15 protein-coding genes are annotated in these 16,036 nt (G+C 65.2%); 3 read left to right on the top strand and 12 right to left on the bottom strand.

Annotated features, from left to right (window positions below; genetic code table 11):
• Window positions 1-62 precede the first annotated feature (62 nt).
• A complete protein-coding gene (locus ABH922_RS17850; protein WP_424808181.1) occupies window positions 63-1,430 on the top strand; it encodes a DUF5933 domain-containing protein in 1,368 nt (455 codons plus the stop codon).
• Here the strand turns inward: ABH922_RS17850 and mnhG are convergent.
• From mnhG to ABH922_RS17820, 6 genes are read right to left on the bottom strand one after another with little or no spacing between them, the layout of a single operon-like run.
• Entirely contained in the window at window positions 1,396-1,740 is a 345-nt protein-coding gene (gene mnhG / locus ABH922_RS17845) for a monovalent cation/H(+) antiporter subunit G (RefSeq protein WP_424808180.1), read from the bottom strand. The two genes, ABH922_RS17850 and mnhG, sit on opposite strands and share 35 nt — an antisense overlap.
• Window positions 1,737-2,006: a monovalent cation/H+ antiporter complex subunit F gene (locus tag ABH922_RS17840; protein ID WP_424808179.1), complete on the bottom strand. Its 270-nt coding sequence runs from the start codon at window positions 2,004-2,006 to the stop codon at window positions 1,737-1,739. The genes mnhG and ABH922_RS17840 overlap by 4 nt, the downstream gene beginning before the upstream one ends.
• Window positions 2,003-2,575 (bottom strand): Na+/H+ antiporter subunit E, encoded by a 573-nt coding sequence (locus tag ABH922_RS17835; RefSeq protein WP_424808178.1) that lies wholly within the window; start codon window positions 2,573-2,575, stop codon window positions 2,003-2,005. The genes ABH922_RS17840 and ABH922_RS17835 overlap by 4 nt, the downstream gene beginning before the upstream one ends.
• The gene (locus ABH922_RS17830) at window positions 2,572-4,206 is read right to left on the bottom strand and encodes a Na+/H+ antiporter subunit D (RefSeq protein WP_424808177.1); all 1,635 of its coding nucleotides are present in this window, start codon (window positions 4,204-4,206) and stop codon (window positions 2,572-2,574) included. Before ABH922_RS17830 ends, ABH922_RS17835 begins: the two co-directional genes overlap by 4 nt.
• A complete protein-coding gene (locus ABH922_RS17825; protein ID WP_424808176.1) occupies window positions 4,203-4,829 on the bottom strand; it encodes a Na(+)/H(+) antiporter subunit C in 627 nt (208 codons plus the stop codon). Before ABH922_RS17825 ends, ABH922_RS17830 begins: the two co-directional genes overlap by 4 nt.
• Window positions 4,826-7,660 carry a Na+/H+ antiporter subunit A gene (locus ABH922_RS17820; protein WP_424808175.1) on the bottom strand — a complete coding sequence of 945 codons (2,835 nt, stop codon included), beginning with the start codon at window positions 7,658-7,660 and terminating at the stop codon, window positions 4,826-4,828. Before ABH922_RS17820 ends, ABH922_RS17825 begins: the two co-directional genes overlap by 4 nt.
• Window positions 7,661-7,872: 212 nt before the next feature.
• On the opposite strand from ABH922_RS17820, the gene ABH922_RS17815 reads away from it, so the two are divergent.
• Entirely contained in the window at window positions 7,873-8,292 is a 420-nt protein-coding gene (locus tag ABH922_RS17815) for an NUDIX hydrolase (RefSeq protein WP_424808174.1), read from the top strand.
• Here ABH922_RS17815 and ABH922_RS17810 read toward each other — a convergent pair.
• From ABH922_RS17810 to ABH922_RS17785, 6 genes are all read right to left on the bottom strand, one after another.
• On the bottom strand, window positions 8,249-9,565 hold the full coding sequence (locus ABH922_RS17810; protein WP_424808173.1) for a hypothetical protein: 1,317 nt from the start codon (window positions 9,563-9,565) through the stop codon (window positions 8,249-8,251). The two genes, ABH922_RS17815 and ABH922_RS17810, sit on opposite strands and share 44 nt — an antisense overlap.
• Window positions 9,566-9,612: 47 nt before the next feature.
• Window positions 9,613-11,007, bottom strand: a complete 1,395-nt coding sequence (locus ABH922_RS17805; RefSeq protein ID WP_424808172.1) for a hypothetical protein — start codon at window positions 11,005-11,007, stop codon at window positions 9,613-9,615.
• A 170-nt stretch (window positions 11,008-11,177) separates the two neighbouring features.
• On the bottom strand, window positions 11,178-12,599 hold the full coding sequence (locus ABH922_RS17800) for an alanine racemase (protein WP_424808171.1): 1,422 nt from the start codon (window positions 12,597-12,599) through the stop codon (window positions 11,178-11,180).
• Complete coding sequence (locus ABH922_RS17795) at window positions 12,592-14,109, bottom strand: FAD/NAD(P)-binding protein (RefSeq protein WP_424808170.1); 1,518 nt, start codon at window positions 14,107-14,109, stop codon at window positions 12,592-12,594. Before ABH922_RS17795 ends, ABH922_RS17800 begins: the two co-directional genes overlap by 8 nt.
• The gene (locus ABH922_RS17790; RefSeq protein ID WP_424808169.1) at window positions 14,106-14,939 is read right to left on the bottom strand and encodes a pyridoxal-phosphate dependent enzyme; all 834 of its coding nucleotides are present in this window, start codon (window positions 14,937-14,939) and stop codon (window positions 14,106-14,108) included. Before ABH922_RS17790 ends, ABH922_RS17795 begins: the two co-directional genes overlap by 4 nt.
• Window positions 14,936-15,124 carry a hypothetical protein gene (locus ABH922_RS17785; protein ID WP_424808168.1) on the bottom strand — a complete coding sequence of 63 codons (189 nt, stop codon included), beginning with the start codon at window positions 15,122-15,124 and terminating at the stop codon, window positions 14,936-14,938. The genes ABH922_RS17790 and ABH922_RS17785 overlap by 4 nt, the downstream gene beginning before the upstream one ends.
• A gap of 159 nt (window positions 15,125-15,283) precedes the next feature.
• Here ABH922_RS17785 and ABH922_RS17780 point away from each other — a divergent pair, with 159 nt between their 5' ends.
• Entirely contained in the window at window positions 15,284-16,036 is a 753-nt protein-coding gene (locus tag ABH922_RS17780) for an isocitrate lyase/PEP mutase family protein (RefSeq protein WP_424808167.1), read from the top strand.

Raw genomic sequence — 16,036 nt, 5'->3', positions numbered from 1 at the left:
CGAAGTGGGCTGCCGGACCGCCGTTGTTCGGCACCGATTCATCTGCCGTTTACTATTGGCGAGTGTCGATAGACAACCGTTCCCGACATGGGGACATCGTGGCGCCGGCCGACCGCTCATGGCCAGGTGCGCATCGTCGTCTGCTGATCGGAGCGGCGGCGGTGGGCGTGCTCGTCGTCGGCGTGCAGATTTTCGCTTGGTCGCGAGGTTACCTCGGTCCGTTGGAAAGCCTGTTCGGGGATTACTTCCTCGTTCCGCGGTCGGCGACCATGCCGTGGGTCGGCCTGGCGCTCGCGCTCGTCGGGCTGCATACCCGGGAACGGATCTACGCGGTATCGGCCGCAGTGGCGATCGACGTGGTGGTCGGATCGCTCCGATGGGCTGCGGGCGGACCGATCACCATGGGTACCGGTGGAACGTGGGTGACGACCGCGATCGCGGTCTACGCGGTCTGGAAACTGACCGGTGAGCGGCGTGGCAACGTGCTGCGCGGGGTGGCGTTCGGAGCGTTGCTCGTCATAGCCGCCAAGGTAGCGGAGACGTGGCTCGAGCTCAGCATCCTCCTCGGCACGAACGTGTGGGACCAGTACGTCTACCTCGCCGATCAAGCACTCGGTAATCCGTCGTGGGTGATGGGCCGGGTGGTCGACGCAATGGGTCCGCTCGGCGCTGCCGTGCTGGACTGGATCTACGTCGAGCTGCCGGTCGCGATCATCGTGGTTGCGTTGTTCCAGCTGCGCAAGGGCTGGCCGTCGCATCACCTGTTGCGGACGTTCCTGCTCATCGGATTGATCGGTCCGATCTTCTACCTGCTCTTCCCGGTGGTCGGACCCGTCTTCGCGTTCGGTCCGCGTGGCCTCGGATTCCAGCTCGGTAACTACTGGCCGAACGTGGACGCGCGCTTCGACTTCGCGCGTCCGTCCGCCATGATGTTCGACGACAAGGCGCCGCGTAACTGCATGCCGAGTCTGCACACGGCGTGGGCTCTCGCGCTGTTCATCCACTCGCGCAGTGGGCCGTGGTGGATTCGCACCCTCGGTTCTTTCTGGCTGGTTGCAACACTGACCGCAACCCTGGGATTCGGATTCCACTACGGCGTGGATCTGGTTGCCGGAGCGGTGCTGGCGCTGACGATCGACGCGGCGCTGCGGGATCCGGAGCGAGGCTTCGGATGGTTTCGGGTGCGATTGCTGCTCGGAGGGTCGGCGCTGCTTGGCGGGTTACTGCTCTCGTATCGGTTCGCGTCGGTACAGATGGCCGAGTACGCGTCGATGTTCGGTCCGGCGCTGATCGCGGCTCTGACCGTGATGTCGGTGGCCTTCTACGCGACGTTCTTCGCTCGGCCCGGCACCGCGCTCGCCGTGTGGGGCGAGCGCGGCGGGGACCGAGATTCGGTTACGGGAGAGGGTCCGGGTCTTCCAGTTCGTTGATCTGCATCATGGCGTCTTCTTCGCGCTGTTCGCTGTAGGCGACTCGGCCCACGACGTGCGCGATCACCGGCGCGGTGAGCATGGTGAAGATGCCGACCAGCACCAGCATCCAGATGTCGACGCTGCCCCGAAGCAGGAACACCGCACCCATCAGGACGAGGATGAGTCCGACTACCTGTGGCTTGGTGGCGGCGTGCATACGACGCAGAGTGTCCGGGAATCGCACGATTCCGATCGCCGCAGTCAGAGCCAGCAGTGCGCCCAGGAAAATGAAGACGACCCCGAGAATGTCGAGGATGTTCCTGATCATCGGTCACTCACCCGGAATCGGGCGACCGAGACGGAGCCGATGAAACCAACCAGGGCGAGCGCCACGATGGCGGGCACGAGGGTGGTGTCCTTGCTGTACGCCGCCCACACCGCCAGACCACACATCGAGACGGCGATCAGGGTGTCCATCGCGACCAGGCGATCGAGCGACGACGGCCCGTCGAGAAGTCTGAATGTGGTCAGTACCGCGGCGACCAGGAGGATCACTCCGGAAATTATCAGGGTGGTGGTGACGAACCCGTTCATGCCTGGCCCTCCTTCCAGGACGAGTCGAATTCGTAGTGGCGTTGGTGCCATGGACTCGGTTGCCACTCCGAATCACGTTCGAAGGACGCGATGAACAGTCGTTCGAGGTCTTCGACGGAGCGGTAGAACGCGCTGACCGCTTTCTGAGAACCGACGTCGAGCACGTGGACGTACACGATGCGACGGTTCTGGTCGATCTCGAGCACCATCGTTCCGGGAATGAGGTTCAGCACGTCGATGCACAGGGTGAGTACGAGATCGGACTTGATACCGAGTTGGTAGCGGAGCACCCCGGTGACCGGCGGCGGTGACGGCCGGATCGCCAGCCAGGCCACCTGGATGCTGGACTGGATCGCGTAGTAGACGATGTGGCCGCACAGACGCAGGATCGAGAGCAGATGCACTCGGCCTTCCACCGGTACCCGAGGCAGTGGCAGCAGGACGGTGATGACGACCGCCACCACGAATCCGCCGATGATGTTGCCTGCGCTGACGTTGCCCCACAGCAGCACCCACACGATGGTGAGCCAGATCAGCACGCCGATTCGGAGAACATGACTACGTTTCATCGGGGCGGCTCCTGGGTGCCGTCGGCGGCCGGGACGGGTCGGTGATCACCGAGAACGGCGTCGATGTAGATCGAGCGGTCCCGTAGATCGTTGGCCGCGCGGTCGGTGATGTCGATGATCTGGCCGGCGAACACGGTCAGGCTCAGGCCGACGGCGACCAGGCCGACGGTCGGGATCAACATGAATGCGGGGATCCTGCCGACGTCCTCGCGGTCGACGAAGGCGATGTCCTCTTCGGATTCGTCGATCAGTGCCGACGGGCTGACATCGGCGAGATCACCTTCGGGGGCGTCGGCACGGGCCCGCCAGAACGCCTTGGTCCAGACGCGGGCCACGGCGTAGAGGGTGAGCAGGCTGGTCACCGTGCCACCGGCCACGAGAATCCAGGCCAGTGAGCTGGCGTCGGCGGCACCGGCCTGAAGCAACGCCACCTTGCCGATGAATCCGGAGAACGGGGGGATGCCACCGAGATTCAAGGCGGGTACCAGGAACACGACGGCGAGAACCGGGCTCGCGGCGGCCAGTCCACCGAGGCGTCGGAGCGAGGACGATCCGGCTTGGCGTTCGATGAGTCCGACGACGAGGAACAGCGTGGTCTGCACGATGATGTGGTGCGCGACGTAGTAGATCGCACCGGACAGTCCGGCGGTGGTGGACAGGGCGATGCCGAAGATCATGTAGCCGATGTGGCTGACCAGGGTGAACGAGAGCAACCGTTTGATGTCGCTCTGGGCGATGGCACCCATGATGCCCACCACCATCGTCAACAGGCCGCACACCATCAGGACGCCGTCGAGATCGCCTTGGGGGAACAACAACGAGTGGGCGCGGATGATGGCGTAGACGCCCACCTTGGTGAGCAGGCCGGCGAACACGGCGGTGATCGGTGCCGGCGCGGTCGGGTACGAGTCGGGCAGCCACGCGGAGAGCGGGAACACGGCGGCCTTGATGCCGAATGCCACCAGCAGGACACCGAAGATCGCTGTCCGGGTGCCGGAGGGGATGTCGTCGAAGCGCAGCGCCATGTCGGCCATGTTCAGTGTGCCGGTGGCGGCGTATGCGAAGGCGATGCCTGCGAGGAAGATCAGCGAGGACACCATCGAGACCATGACGTACGAGACGCCGGCCCGGACGCGGTCCGCACTGCCACCCAAGGTGAGCAGCACGAAACTTGCGGCCAGCAGCACCTCGAACCCGACGTACAGGTTGAAGAGGTCACCGGCGAGGAACGCGTTGGAGATTCCCGCGGTCAGTGCCAGATACGTGGGTAGGAAGATCGAGACCGGTTGGGCTTCGGTGCCGTCGTGGATACCTTGACCGATCGCGTAGATCATGACGGCCAGCAGGACGACGGACGAGACCACCAGCATCAGCGCCGACAGTCGGTCGACCACGAGGGTGATACCGATCGGGGAGTCCCAGCCGCCCACCTGGATGGCGGCGGTACCGTCGCGATCGGCGAGATACAGCAGCAGACCGGACACGGCTACGACGCTGACCAGAGCGATCAAGGTGATGACGCGCTGGAAGCGGGGACGTCTGCCGACGACGAGGGTGGCGGCAGCCGCGAGCATGGGAATGAGGACGGGAAGCGGCGCGAGCGTACCCATCAGGTTGTGCGAGATGGTCACGGACGTGCACCTCCCTTACCGTCTCGCCGGTTCTTGTCTTCGCGTTTGCGTTCTTTCTCGCGGGCGAGGTCCGTGGCCCAGTCGGGTACCGGTTCGTCCTCGAAGTCGCCGTCGTGGAGGTCGTCGTAGCATTCGATGTCCTCGAGGTTGACCAGTTTTTCGAGGGGAATGGGGTTACCGTCCTTGTCGAATGCGTCGCCGCCGATGCTGGGGGCACCGGTGACCGGGTCGTCGGATCGATCGTGGTCGGGGGCGTCGGCGGGAAGTCGACGCTGCATGACCTTGGTGTCCTCGGGATCGTTCTCGACGGTGTCCGCCGTGTTGATCTTGAACGAGCGGTATGCCAGCGCCAGGACGAATCCGGCGATACCCATGGTGATGACGATCGCGGTCAAGATCATGCCCTGGGCGAGCGGGTCGGCCATGTCGTCGTGGATGGACTCACGTCCGACGATCGGCGGATTGCCGTCGCTACCGCCGACGGTGAGGATCAGTAGGTTGATCGCGTTACCGAAGAGCAGAAGTCCCAGCAGCATTCGGGTGACGCTGCGTTCGATCAGCAGGTACACGCCGGCGGACGTGAGTACGCCGATCATGATCAGCATTCCGATATTTGCGCTCATGCTGCTTTCACCTCGATTTCTGCGTCGAGGCGGGCGCCGAGACTTCGGAGTACGTCGAGGACGAGGCCGACGACGATGAGATAGACACCGAGGTCGAAGAACAGGGCGGTGACCAGTTTGACGTCGCCGATCAGTGGCAGCGTGAATTCGAAGACCGCGGAGGAGAGTGCGGGCGCACCGAGCAGCAGCGACACCACGGCGGTGCCCGCGGCGAGCGCCAGACCGAGTCCGAGGATCTTTCCGGCGTCGATGGGTACGGCTTCACCGAGTTCGTAGCGACCGCCGGCCAGGTACCGCAGTACCAGGGCCAGTCCGGCGGTGAGACCACCGGCGAAGCCGCCACCCGGCGCGTTGTGGCCGGAGAAGAAGAAGTAGATCGACAACACCATGATGGTGGGGAAGACCAACCGGGTGGTGACTTCCAGGACCAGTGAGCGGTGGCGGGGGTCGATGAGGTCTCCACCGCGTAACCAGGTGGTCTCGGAGTTGGCGGCTGCTTTGTCGACGATGACGGATGGGGCGTCGGCGACGCGGGGTGCGATGCCGAACCGCCGGTTGCGGAAGACCAGGCTGGCGACGCCGGTGGCGGCGACCAGGAGCACCGAGATCTCGCCGAGGGTGTCCCAGGCGCGGATGTCGACGAGGAGCACGTTCACGACGTTCTTGCCGTTGCCGAGGTAGTACGCGGCGTCGGGCAACAGTTCGTAGATGGGCCTGGTGTTGCGGGCGTTGACCGCGTACGCGGCGATGGCCGTGACGGTGAAGCCGACGGCCACGGCGAGGAGTGCGCGTGGGAGCTTGAAGCCGATGGCCTTGCTCTCGTCCACTTCGGCCGGGAACTTGCGCAGGACGAGTACGAAGATGACCAGCGTCAACGTTTCGACCAGGAACTGGGTGAGCGCCAGGTCGGGCGCGCCGTGCAGGGCGAACAGCACACCGCAGCCGTAGCCGGTCAGGCCCACGAGGATGACGCCGGCCAACCGGTTGCGCATCACGGTTGCGGCGATGGCGGCAGCCATCATCATCACGGCGATGGTGATCTGGATGGGGGAGTCCCACATCCGCAGCTTGACGCCGTCGTTCGTGTCGACGATCAGCAGCACCAGCGGGACGATCACGAGAGTGGCGAGGATCGTCGCCTGGGTGCGCGGCAGTGAGCCCCGCTGGGTGGCGCCGGTCAGGCGCATGGACACCAGGTCCATCCCGCGCAGCGTCGCGTCGTAGATCCGGTCGGCGTTGCCGAGCGGGGGATGCTCGAACTGCAGGCGGCTGAATTGGCGTTGGGCGACGAACAGTGCGGTGCCGCCGACGACGACGATGGCGGTGAGCAGCAGTGGAAGGTTGAATCCGTGCCAGAGCGCCAGGTGGTAGTCGGCGTGTTCACCGGCCGGAAGGCTCGTCGAGTACGGCGTCAGCAGCTTTTCGAGTTGCGGGGACAGCACGCCGGCGACGAGGCCGAGTACGGCGAGAAGTCCGGGGGCGAGGAGGAACATCGCGCCTGGTGCGTGCATCTTGCTCACGGCCGAGCTGGGCTGGCTGAGCTGCTTTCGTCCGAATGCTCCCCAGATGAAGCGGATGCTGTAGCCGAGGGTCAGGATCGAGCCGAGCACGATCACCACCAGGACGGTGATGGCGGCCCAGGATCCGAGTGCATCGGTTTCCAGGATCGATTCGAGGGCGGCTTCCTTGCCGACGAATCCGAGCAATGGTGGCAGCCCGGCCATGCTGGCGGCGGCGAGGGCCGCGATGATCGCCAAGGCGGGGGCTCGTTTGCCCAGGTGTGCGAGTTTTCGCAGGTCTCGGGTTCCGGTGGTGTGGTCGATGATGCCGACCACCATGAACAGGGTGGCTTTGAACATGGCGTGCGCGACCACCATCGTCATGCCGGCGAGGGCGGCGTCGCGGGTACCGATTCCGACCAACACCATCATGAAGCCGAGTTGGCTGACGGTGCCGAATGCCAACACGAGTTTGAGGTCGTAGGCGCGCATCGCGCGTAATCCGGCGAGGATCATCGACAGCAGGCCGAGACTGATGATGGTGATACGCCAGGGTGGCGAGTCGGCGTATCCGGGGGCCAGGCGGGCGACGAGGTAGATACCGGCCTTGACCATGGCGGCGGCGTGGAGATATCCGCTGACGGGGGTGGGTGCGGCCATGGCGCCGGGCAGCCAGAAGTGCAGTGGCACGATGGCCGATTTGGACAGTGCGCCGATCAGGATGAGCACTATCGCGACGGCCGGAAGCCATCCGCTCGGCGGGTTCGCGACGAGTTCGGAGAGGTTGTAGCTGCCTCCGACCTGGCCGAGGATGATCATGCCGACCAACATCGCCAGCCCGCCTGCGGTGGTCACCAGTAGTGCCTGGGTGGCGGCGCGGCGACTGGTGGCGCGTTCGGCGTAATGGCCGACGAGCAGGAACGACAGTACGGTCGTCAATTCCCAGAACGTGTAGAGCAGCAGCATGTTGTCGCTGGTCACGAGACCGAACATGACGCCGGCAAAGGCGACCATCTCGGCTGCGAAGATGCCGAGACGTGGTTCGTCGTCGTTGAAGTATCGCGCGCAGTAGATCAGGATCAGGGTGCCGATTCCGAGGACCAGCACGGCCATGATCGCGGAGAGGGCGTCGAATCGGAAGTCGAGATCCATCGACAAGCCGGGTGCCCAGGCGATGTGCAACGTCTCGACGCTGCCCCATTTGTCGATGACCCAGCCGAGGCTTACCAGGGGGACGAGCGCGAGCGGGAAGAAGCCGTTTCGCCCTAACCTGCGCACCACAAGCGGAGCCAGGAGGGCGGCAACGGCATGGGCGAGCAGAACAGCGAGCAAGAGGCACTCCGTCGTGTTGGTATCGGGCGGCGGGGTGTCCGAACTAATCGAACCTATCGGTCAAAACCAAGACAATTCTCCACGCGGGAGTGTTTGTCTGTGCAACCATATTAGCGGGCGTGGCAGTTTTACTGCGAAGCGAGTCGATTCGGTCACCGACGCGGACCTGTCCCGTCCAGGTGAGCTGTGCTGTGTGCACGTAAAATGGGCTGGTGAATCCCCAGACTCCGACGACCGTGATTCGTACCTCTGCCCTCGCACATATTCGTGACCGACGCCTCATTCAGGCCCGCTCGGTCGGCAAGACCGCCTTCTACATGGCGGGCGGAAAAATCGATCCGGGAGAGACTCCGGAGCAGGCGCTGCACCGTGAGATTCGGGAAGAGTTGGATGTCGCACTCGACTCCGTCACATTCCTCGACGTCGTCGAATGCCATGCGTTCGGACACCCGGCCGATGTGGGTCTGCACATGAGTTGTTTTCTGGCCGACATGGTCGGGGAACCGCGTCCGACCAGCGAGATCGCGGAGTTCCGTTACTTCACCCTCGCCGAGTACGCGGCGATGGACGAGGTGGCTCCCGGATCGCTCATGGTGTTTCGGCGTCTGGCGGCAATGGGTTTGATCGATTGATCGGGGGGCCTTGTCGATTGTTCGACTCGAGTCGCAGGTGTGCGTAGCAGCAGACGGCGACGACGACCAGCGCGAGGCAACTCGAGATCGCCAGGTCTGCTGAGGGCGCGTACGAGGTGGCGGAGGTCAGTGGTGTGTAGGCGGTCCATCCGAAGTCCATCCGGTTGCGCAGGAGAACGGCGAACGCCGTGGGACCGAAGAGGACACCGAGTCCGAGTAGGAGGCGGGGCGGATCGATGCCGCCGGGTTCCCGTCGCACCGCGCTCGTCACGGCATAGGTGGCGAGCGCGGTGGCAACGACGTCCATGACCAGTGATGTGCCCCAGGTCGGTGTCGGCGGACCGATGTACGTCACGATCGCGGCAGCGGAAAGAATGGCGAGCACGGCGTATCCGACGCGGGGCGCCGGCCGGTAGGCGCCGATCGCGGCTGCTGCCACGATCGCGATGCCGATCGGGACCGCGGCCGAGATATCCGATCCGATCGACACCGATTCGAAAGTCGTGGGCCGGTTGGTCGTGGTCACGATCAGGCTTGTGGCGGCGGCGGTCGCCATCAACAGAAGGCCACTGGGTAGAGCTCGGGCACTGACGACGGTGATAGCAGTCGCTGCGATCACCACCAACACGACCATCCATAGCTGCGCTCCGACGACCCACCAGGTTCCGATGAGGCCGAATACCACCAGAAGTTCGGCGACCAGCAGCGTTCGACGGTGACCGGGCTCGTGTGGCCGATCGGGTGCGGCCTCGTTCCACCAGACGATTGCGGTGCCCACGATCAGTACGAGTGCGACGACGGCCACGACAGCGCCGGTGGGTTGGAAAGGGTAGGGGCCACTCAAGTAGTCCGCGTATCGGCGAGGTAGCGCAGGCGCGGTCAGTGCGCCGGGTGCAAGGACCGCCGACATCGTTCCCGCCACCGCCCCGACGGCGGACGCGGTGGCGACGGTGACAGCGCCGAGGGCAATCCCGGCGCCCAGGGGAATCAGCGCGGGAGCGGTGAGCGAGTGCAATCCGAGAAGTTCGAGTACGAGACCCACGCCGGCAGTTGCTGCAGCCGTCCGGCGGCGGTATCGCATCAGGACACCTGCGACAGCCACGGCGAGGACCACGGTGACGCCCATTGCGAGTGTGCCGACCGAGAAGAAGTCGCCGCCGTCGAACTCCGTTGCCGATCTGCTGCTCGCCAGTGGTGCCAGAGCGACCGCGAGCACCACGAACGCGGTGAGCGCACCCAGAATCGTGCGCGGCGTGTTCGTGTCCGAAATCATCGGTTCACCGTAGTCGGACGGTCACGGGTTCCGGCCGGTAACGGGTCTCAGTCGGGTATCGCTGCCTCCACGACGGGGCGTGGCCGCTTCCGGATCGCGGCAGCGCAGATCGTCACCGTCACCGCGAACAGTACCGTGGCGCCGACGCTTTCGGCGGTGACGTAGTCGACAGGAGCTGCGAGCACCAGGTTGGCGACGTACGCGTCGGTGGGTACGGGGATCGCGTCGATGTCGATCTGTTGTTGTAGGTACGCAGAGTAGATCGGTATCGGAAACGAGAGTTGGCGGGTGACGTAGGCAATCGAGGCGAAGGTCATGGCAGCAAATGGAATTGCCAGCCCGAGAGTTGCGTCCACCAGGCTGCCCGGCGCGAGTGATCCGAGCAGTATCGCGCCGCCGATGCCCAATGCTGCGACTTTGACGGTGGTGGCCCACACCCCGTGGGCGGCGTCGAAGGGAAGAAGTTCCGATACCGGTACCGCGACGAGGACCGCCGACGCGAGTGCGGTGGGAATCCGGCGGTGTATCCGCAGTCCGATCGCCACGGTGGCCGCCGCTACCACCACGGGTATCCACGGTGACGGCCAGAGCCCGGGTTGCTGCGCGATGTCGACGAACAGCAGAGCGGAGGATGCTGCGAGTGCTGTTGTGGCCCAGAGGAATTTTCCACCGGCGCCGGATTGATCGCCGAGGCGGTTGGCGGCGATCGCCGTCAGTGCCAGTGCTGCACCCGCGGCGAGAACGAGCACCGTCCAGATGGTCGCCTCGGCAGCGTACTGGTTGCCGTCGACGACGGCGCCAAGCACTCGATGCCCGATCGCGAGGGCGACGGTCACGACGAGGGCGATGCGAATCTCGCCGGAGTCCGGCCGGCGGATACGAAATCCGGCAGAGGCGGTGACGGCACAGCCGACGGCCACTGCAGCCGTCGCGGCGAGCAGTCCCCACGCAGGTTCGCCGATCGCCGAGGTGCTGAACCGTCCGGCACCGTCGGAGAATGCCCGAACCGAGAGGAAACTGGTGAGCACGCCGAGGAGCAGGGCGTTCTGTGCGGTGGCCTGGCCCCAACTCGCGGCGAGGGCGCATCCCAGAATAATGCCTGCGGCAATGCTTTTGACGATGGTGAGTGCGATCAAGAGATCGAGAACGGCGACCTCGGGCACCGCCACGCGGATCATGGCGAGGACGGCGACGGCGGTGGTCACCGCAATCCACGCTGCCCGCGTCGAGCCGCGTCGTTGCGTCAGCACGCAGGCGAGGGCTGCCACCACCGCCCCGATCGCGACGGCGGTGGGGCCGCTGCTGATCCACCTGTCCACTTCCGATTGGGAGGCGATGACGGCGTAGTCCCGCAATGCCGGGTTGGTCAGGGCGAACGCCGCCAGCGATCCGGATGCCAGGGCGGCAAGGGTGGTCAGTATCGCGCGCAGATCCAGTGGCATCGATCCAACCTATCGCGTGGATACCTCGGGACAAGTGTCAGGTGAGCTACGACGAAACCGCACTGGAGGCTGCTCGCCTGTCGTCGCGCGGTGGTCGACGCCGGGCCGAGCTGAACGTTTCCGTGCCCGAGCCTGGTGAGCGGATTTGGTTCGGTGCTGCCGAATCGAACTCAGAGATCTATGGCGTCCAGCGCGAAATCGTTGTCGGCGAGAACATTGCGGGCCAAGGGCAATTGGTGTGACTCGCTCTCGAGTATGTGCATGAGATAGCCGGCTGTGTTGGGGAGTACCAGCAGATCTCCGACTGCCACACCGGCGGGAAAACGGAGCCGCCGACGCAGGATCAGCTCTTCTTCGATGCAGTAAGCTCCCACGAGAAATCCGTCGGTCGGTGGCCCGGGCGGGCCGGACTGCGGGCTGCGGAGGAGTATCGGGTCCACGAGGTAATCGGCTGAGGTGGAACGGCATTGGGTTCGATTCATTTCGAGGCCGATCAGTGCTATGCCGTCACTGCTGGTTTTTCGGAAGACCACCGACGCCACGGTCATACCGCAGCCGTCGAGCAAGGATCGTCCCGGTTCGCAGTGCAGACGGACACCGCGCGAGCGTAGGCAAGCTCCGAGTGCGACATCGGTGTGGGCCGAGAAAGCCTCGGCCACGGCGCTGATCCACCCGCCGCGGATCATGGACTGGTGAAACGGGTAGGTCTGCAGCGTCCCCTCGATCCGGCCGTCGCGCGCGCTCAGTCCCAAGCCGTCACCACGCCAGGTGAGCGGCTCCTGCTCGCCGAGCACCGCGCGACGGTGCGCGTGCCCGAACTGCTCCCATTGATCGCTGTCGTCGAGGTAGCTCATCGGAATTCCGCCGCCCATGTCGACGAAAGTGGGCCGGTGCCCACGGGTGTGGAGTTCGTCGACCAGGGCCATGGCTTCACCGAGCACGACGGCGCGGTGGGCGGGATCGTAGCCGTGGAGGTGGAAATGAATCCCTTCGATTCGAAAGGCCTGCGGATTCACCTCGTCCAGCCACTGCAGCCATTGCTCGTGTGAGAGTCCGAATCTGGTGGGGGCGATGTCGGGGTTCGACGACGCGAGCCGCAGGGCCACCGGAATCGACGCAGGTTCCGAATCCGCGGCGACGGCGAGATATGCCTGCGCCTCGTCGGTGTTGTCGAGCGCGACGGTGACGCCGTGGCGTAGTGCGAGGGAGAGCGCAGATCGAGGTTTTACCGCTGCCGTGACGATGATGTCGCTCGGATCCACGCCGCGGTCCAACACCTGGCGTAGTTCGCGTTCGGAGGCGACGTCGACACCCAGTCCCGCGTCTTTGGCGGCGTCGACGAAGGTCAGCGCTTTGTTTGCCTTGCGGGCGAAGAAGACCCGCAGGTCCACGTCGGCTGTCGCGGCGGCGTCGACCAGTTCGGCGGCGTTGCGGGCGAGGGCGCCCGGATGCAGGACGTTCAGTGGTGAACCGTGGGAGGCAACCGCGTCGGCGAGCCGGCTCGGGTCGGCAAGTAGGTCAACGATCCACGGTTCGAGTCGGGCGTCCAGAGGTGTCGTACCGATGCACAATTGTCGAACATTGTCAGTCATGTCGTCCTTCGAACGTGTCGAGTAGGCGCTCAGCCCACAGTTGGGGGTGATCGTGAATCGCTCGATTGAGGGTGTCGTTTCCGATCACCGAGTCCTCGGTCGGCCTGCCTGTGGCGGAGAGCCCGATCGTCGCGCCGTCGGGGCCCATGACGCGAGCGGTGCCGTCCACATTGATCCCGCGCGCACCGTCGGCGATGGTGACGAGCCCCCGGGCGAGTAGCGCCGTGACAAGGGGGTCGGTGACGTGCCGCCACCCGGGCGGTGGGAGTACGGCGTCGACGAGCACATCGTACGGGCCGCCGTCGGTAGCGACACCGGTGAGGTGATCGACGTCGACGATGCCCGATTCGATCAGCGCCAACAGCTTGCGTGCGTTCAGCAACGGCGGTCCGAACGCGAATCGTTCCATGGTGCAGGCTAATTCGGCGAAGCGGGCACGGTCACCTATCGGTAGCTCTGGTACGCAGAACCGGCGGACCAGGTCGCGGTAGATCAGCGACCACGCCCGACCGAGTGCGTATTCCGGGCCTGGCGGGAGGCTTCCGCAGCATACGGCAACGCAGTGGCGCAGACGTTCGACGACGTCGACGTCGACGTCCGTGTTCAGGGCCGCGACCAGCTCGCCTCGGTGGGGCCGAACGCCTGCGGCACTGAGCACGTCTGCGGCGAGGTCGATGACGGCGGTTTCGAGGGCGTCGAGTGTGCCGCTGACCAGCCGTTGACGGGCATGGGAGATGTCGGGGAGCGGTCGGAGCACGTCGGGTTTCGGTGTCAGTAGCAATCCTGATCGCGAGTAGGGGCTGGTCAGGGCCGGCTCGTTGCCGCTCGGATGGTAGAGCAGAGCGTCGGCGGTCGTGGTGAAGGTGCCGCCGCGGCCTTCGGTGAGAGTGAGCGCCACGTCGATGAACGTGAGCGCCGCGCCGCGCACCCGAACCCGGCTTCCGCGTGGGACGGCGCCCAGCTGCTCGACCGGAAATGCCCGGTGCACGGGAATCGACTCGTCGAGCAGGGTGCCGTTCCAACTGCGAGCGTGGCCGGTGGCGATCAGAACCTCGTCGTACGGTCCGTGTCTTCGATCGGCGAGCACTGTCCAGCCTCGGGCCGGCGTAGGTTCGAGATCGTCGACGGTGGCCGGTACGTGGCTGATCCGCACCGCCGCGGATTGCCTGGTGAGTTGGTCGAAAGCCCAGCGAAGGTACCGTCCGACTGCGGCGCGCGGCGGAAAGACGGCGTCGGCGTATTTCGGATCGAAGGTTGCTGCCCACACACGGAAATCCGGTCTTCGGTCATCTGTTCGGCTCAGCGGCCACACCGAGACGATTCCCGCGTCGACGTTGAGCCGGAGGTATTCGGGTTGAGCGGGATCGTAGGCGGCACCGTGCCCGGGTGGTTGCGGATCGAACACGTCCACCGCGATGTCGACGCTGCTGTTCGAGGTTGCGGCGATCAACGATTCGAGTGCGAAGAGCGCTTTCGGTCCACCGCCGACCACGGCGATGCGGTGGGTCACAACCAAGCCAGCGCCTCAGTTCGATTCAGGTGCAGTGTGCCTTCGACCCACCGGTCGTCGTACACCGTTTCGGCATAAGAGATTCCGCTGTCGTGGCCGATCAGAACTACCGTCTCTCCCGCGTCGACGTTCGGCAGGCTACGGCGTAGGGCGGCGACCACGCCGCCGGTGGAGGCTCCCGCCAGTACTCCCTCCCGGCGAGCGAGGAGTCGGCAGCCGCGAATGCAGTCTTGTTCGCTGACACGGACCACGGACGACGGCCTCGAGTGCCGCGACATGCTCGTCTGCTGACCGGCCCCCATGCCAGGGAGGGTCCGAGGCCCCGGCGGTCCGCCGAAGAGCGCGCTGCCCTCCACATCCACGGCGACGATGCGCGTCGGTAGTTTCCGGGCGTCCACGAGTTGACGGCAGCCCGAGACGGTTCCGGTGGTGCTGGTGGCGGCGAAGAGGTGGTCGGGTCCCTTCCCGTCCAACGCGTCGACGATCTCGGTCATGGTGCCGTCTCGATGAGCGCGTGGGTTCGCGGCGTTGGAGTACTGGTCGAGATTGACGGTGTCCGCGTTGTCGGCGACGATCCGTTTCACTTCACGGATCCGGGCCGTGAGGAGTTCCCCGGTCTCGGGGTCCGGGCTGTCGATGATTCGCACGTCGGCTCCGAGTGCTCGCATCATCGAGATGGTCGCCCGGTTGGTTCTGGTATCGGCGACACAGATGAATCGCAATCCGCGCGTCGTGCACGCGCGCGCCAGCGCCAGTCCCAGGTTCCCCGAACTGGACTCGACCACGGTCTGCCCGCGGTGCAGGCGGCCGGTGGCCAGAGCGTCGTTCACCAGTGACTCGGCGGTCCGGTCCTTCGCACTCCCGCCGGATTGAGCATCTCCATCTTCATCATGACGCGAACGTCGTGCTCAGGAAACAGGGCCGTCAGTTCGATCAGGGGTGTATGCCCGGTCGCGGACGAGACTCCTGCCGTAATCGTTCTACGAGCATCGGACGACGCTTCGGTTGCCGTCATGTACAGCCCCCTCGCTGTTGATCTCTCGAACCTACCGTCAATCTCCGGAATCGGCTTCGCATTCGATCAAGGCGGTAGGGGGAATGCCGCGCCGATCTGTAGCGTTTCGCTTACCGAACGCCGAACATTCATGCCCGAACCAAGTGTGAGGATTGTGCGATGACATCGATCGACGACAAGGCGAAGAATCTGCTGGCGCTGCATCAGCCGGGTAACCCCGTCATTCTCCCGACCGTGTGGGATGCCTGGTCGGCAAACCTTTCGGTGGCGAGCGGGTTTTCCGCATTGACGGTCGGCAGCCACCCGGTTTCCGATTCCATCGGAAAGCCGGACAACGAGGGGATCACCTTCGACGAACTCCTGCATCGGATCACGCAGATCACGGCGGCTGTGGACGTGCCGATCTCCGTCGACGTCGAGGGCGGGTACGGGCTCGAACCTGCCGTCCTGATCAACGGTTTGATCGAAGCCGGAGCTGTGGGCCTCAACATCGAGGACACCGTCCACAGCGAGGGCGGACGGCTCCGCGAGGCGCAGGAACACGCGGACTTCGTGGGCGGACTCCGTCAGGCCGCCGACAGCGCCGGGGTGCACGTGGTGGTCAACGCCCGCACCGATCTGTTCGTCAAACAGGTCGGTGCGGAGGCGGATCGGGTCGATCGCGCCGTCGATCGGCTCAAGCTTGCCGCCGACGCCGGAGCAGACGTGCTGTACCCGGTAGGTCGTCACGACGAGGCGACCTACCGGCGTCTGGTTGCCGAACTTCCGCTGCCGATCAATGCGATCGGCATCCCGGATCAGGACGATCCGGCGAGCTTCGGTGAGTTCGGGGTGGCCCGCGTCAGCTTCGGGCCGTTCTTCCAGAAGGCCCTCGCTGATCGGGCGACGGAGATCCTGGGCCGCTGGTCGTGA

This window comes from Rhodococcus sp. 27YEA15, from assembly GCF_049739425.1.
Classification (GTDB): domain Bacteria; phylum Actinomycetota; class Actinomycetes; order Mycobacteriales; family Mycobacteriaceae; genus Rhodococcus_F.
Note: the sequence above shows the minus strand (reverse complement) of the source record. Positions and strands in the feature narration are given on the sequence as shown.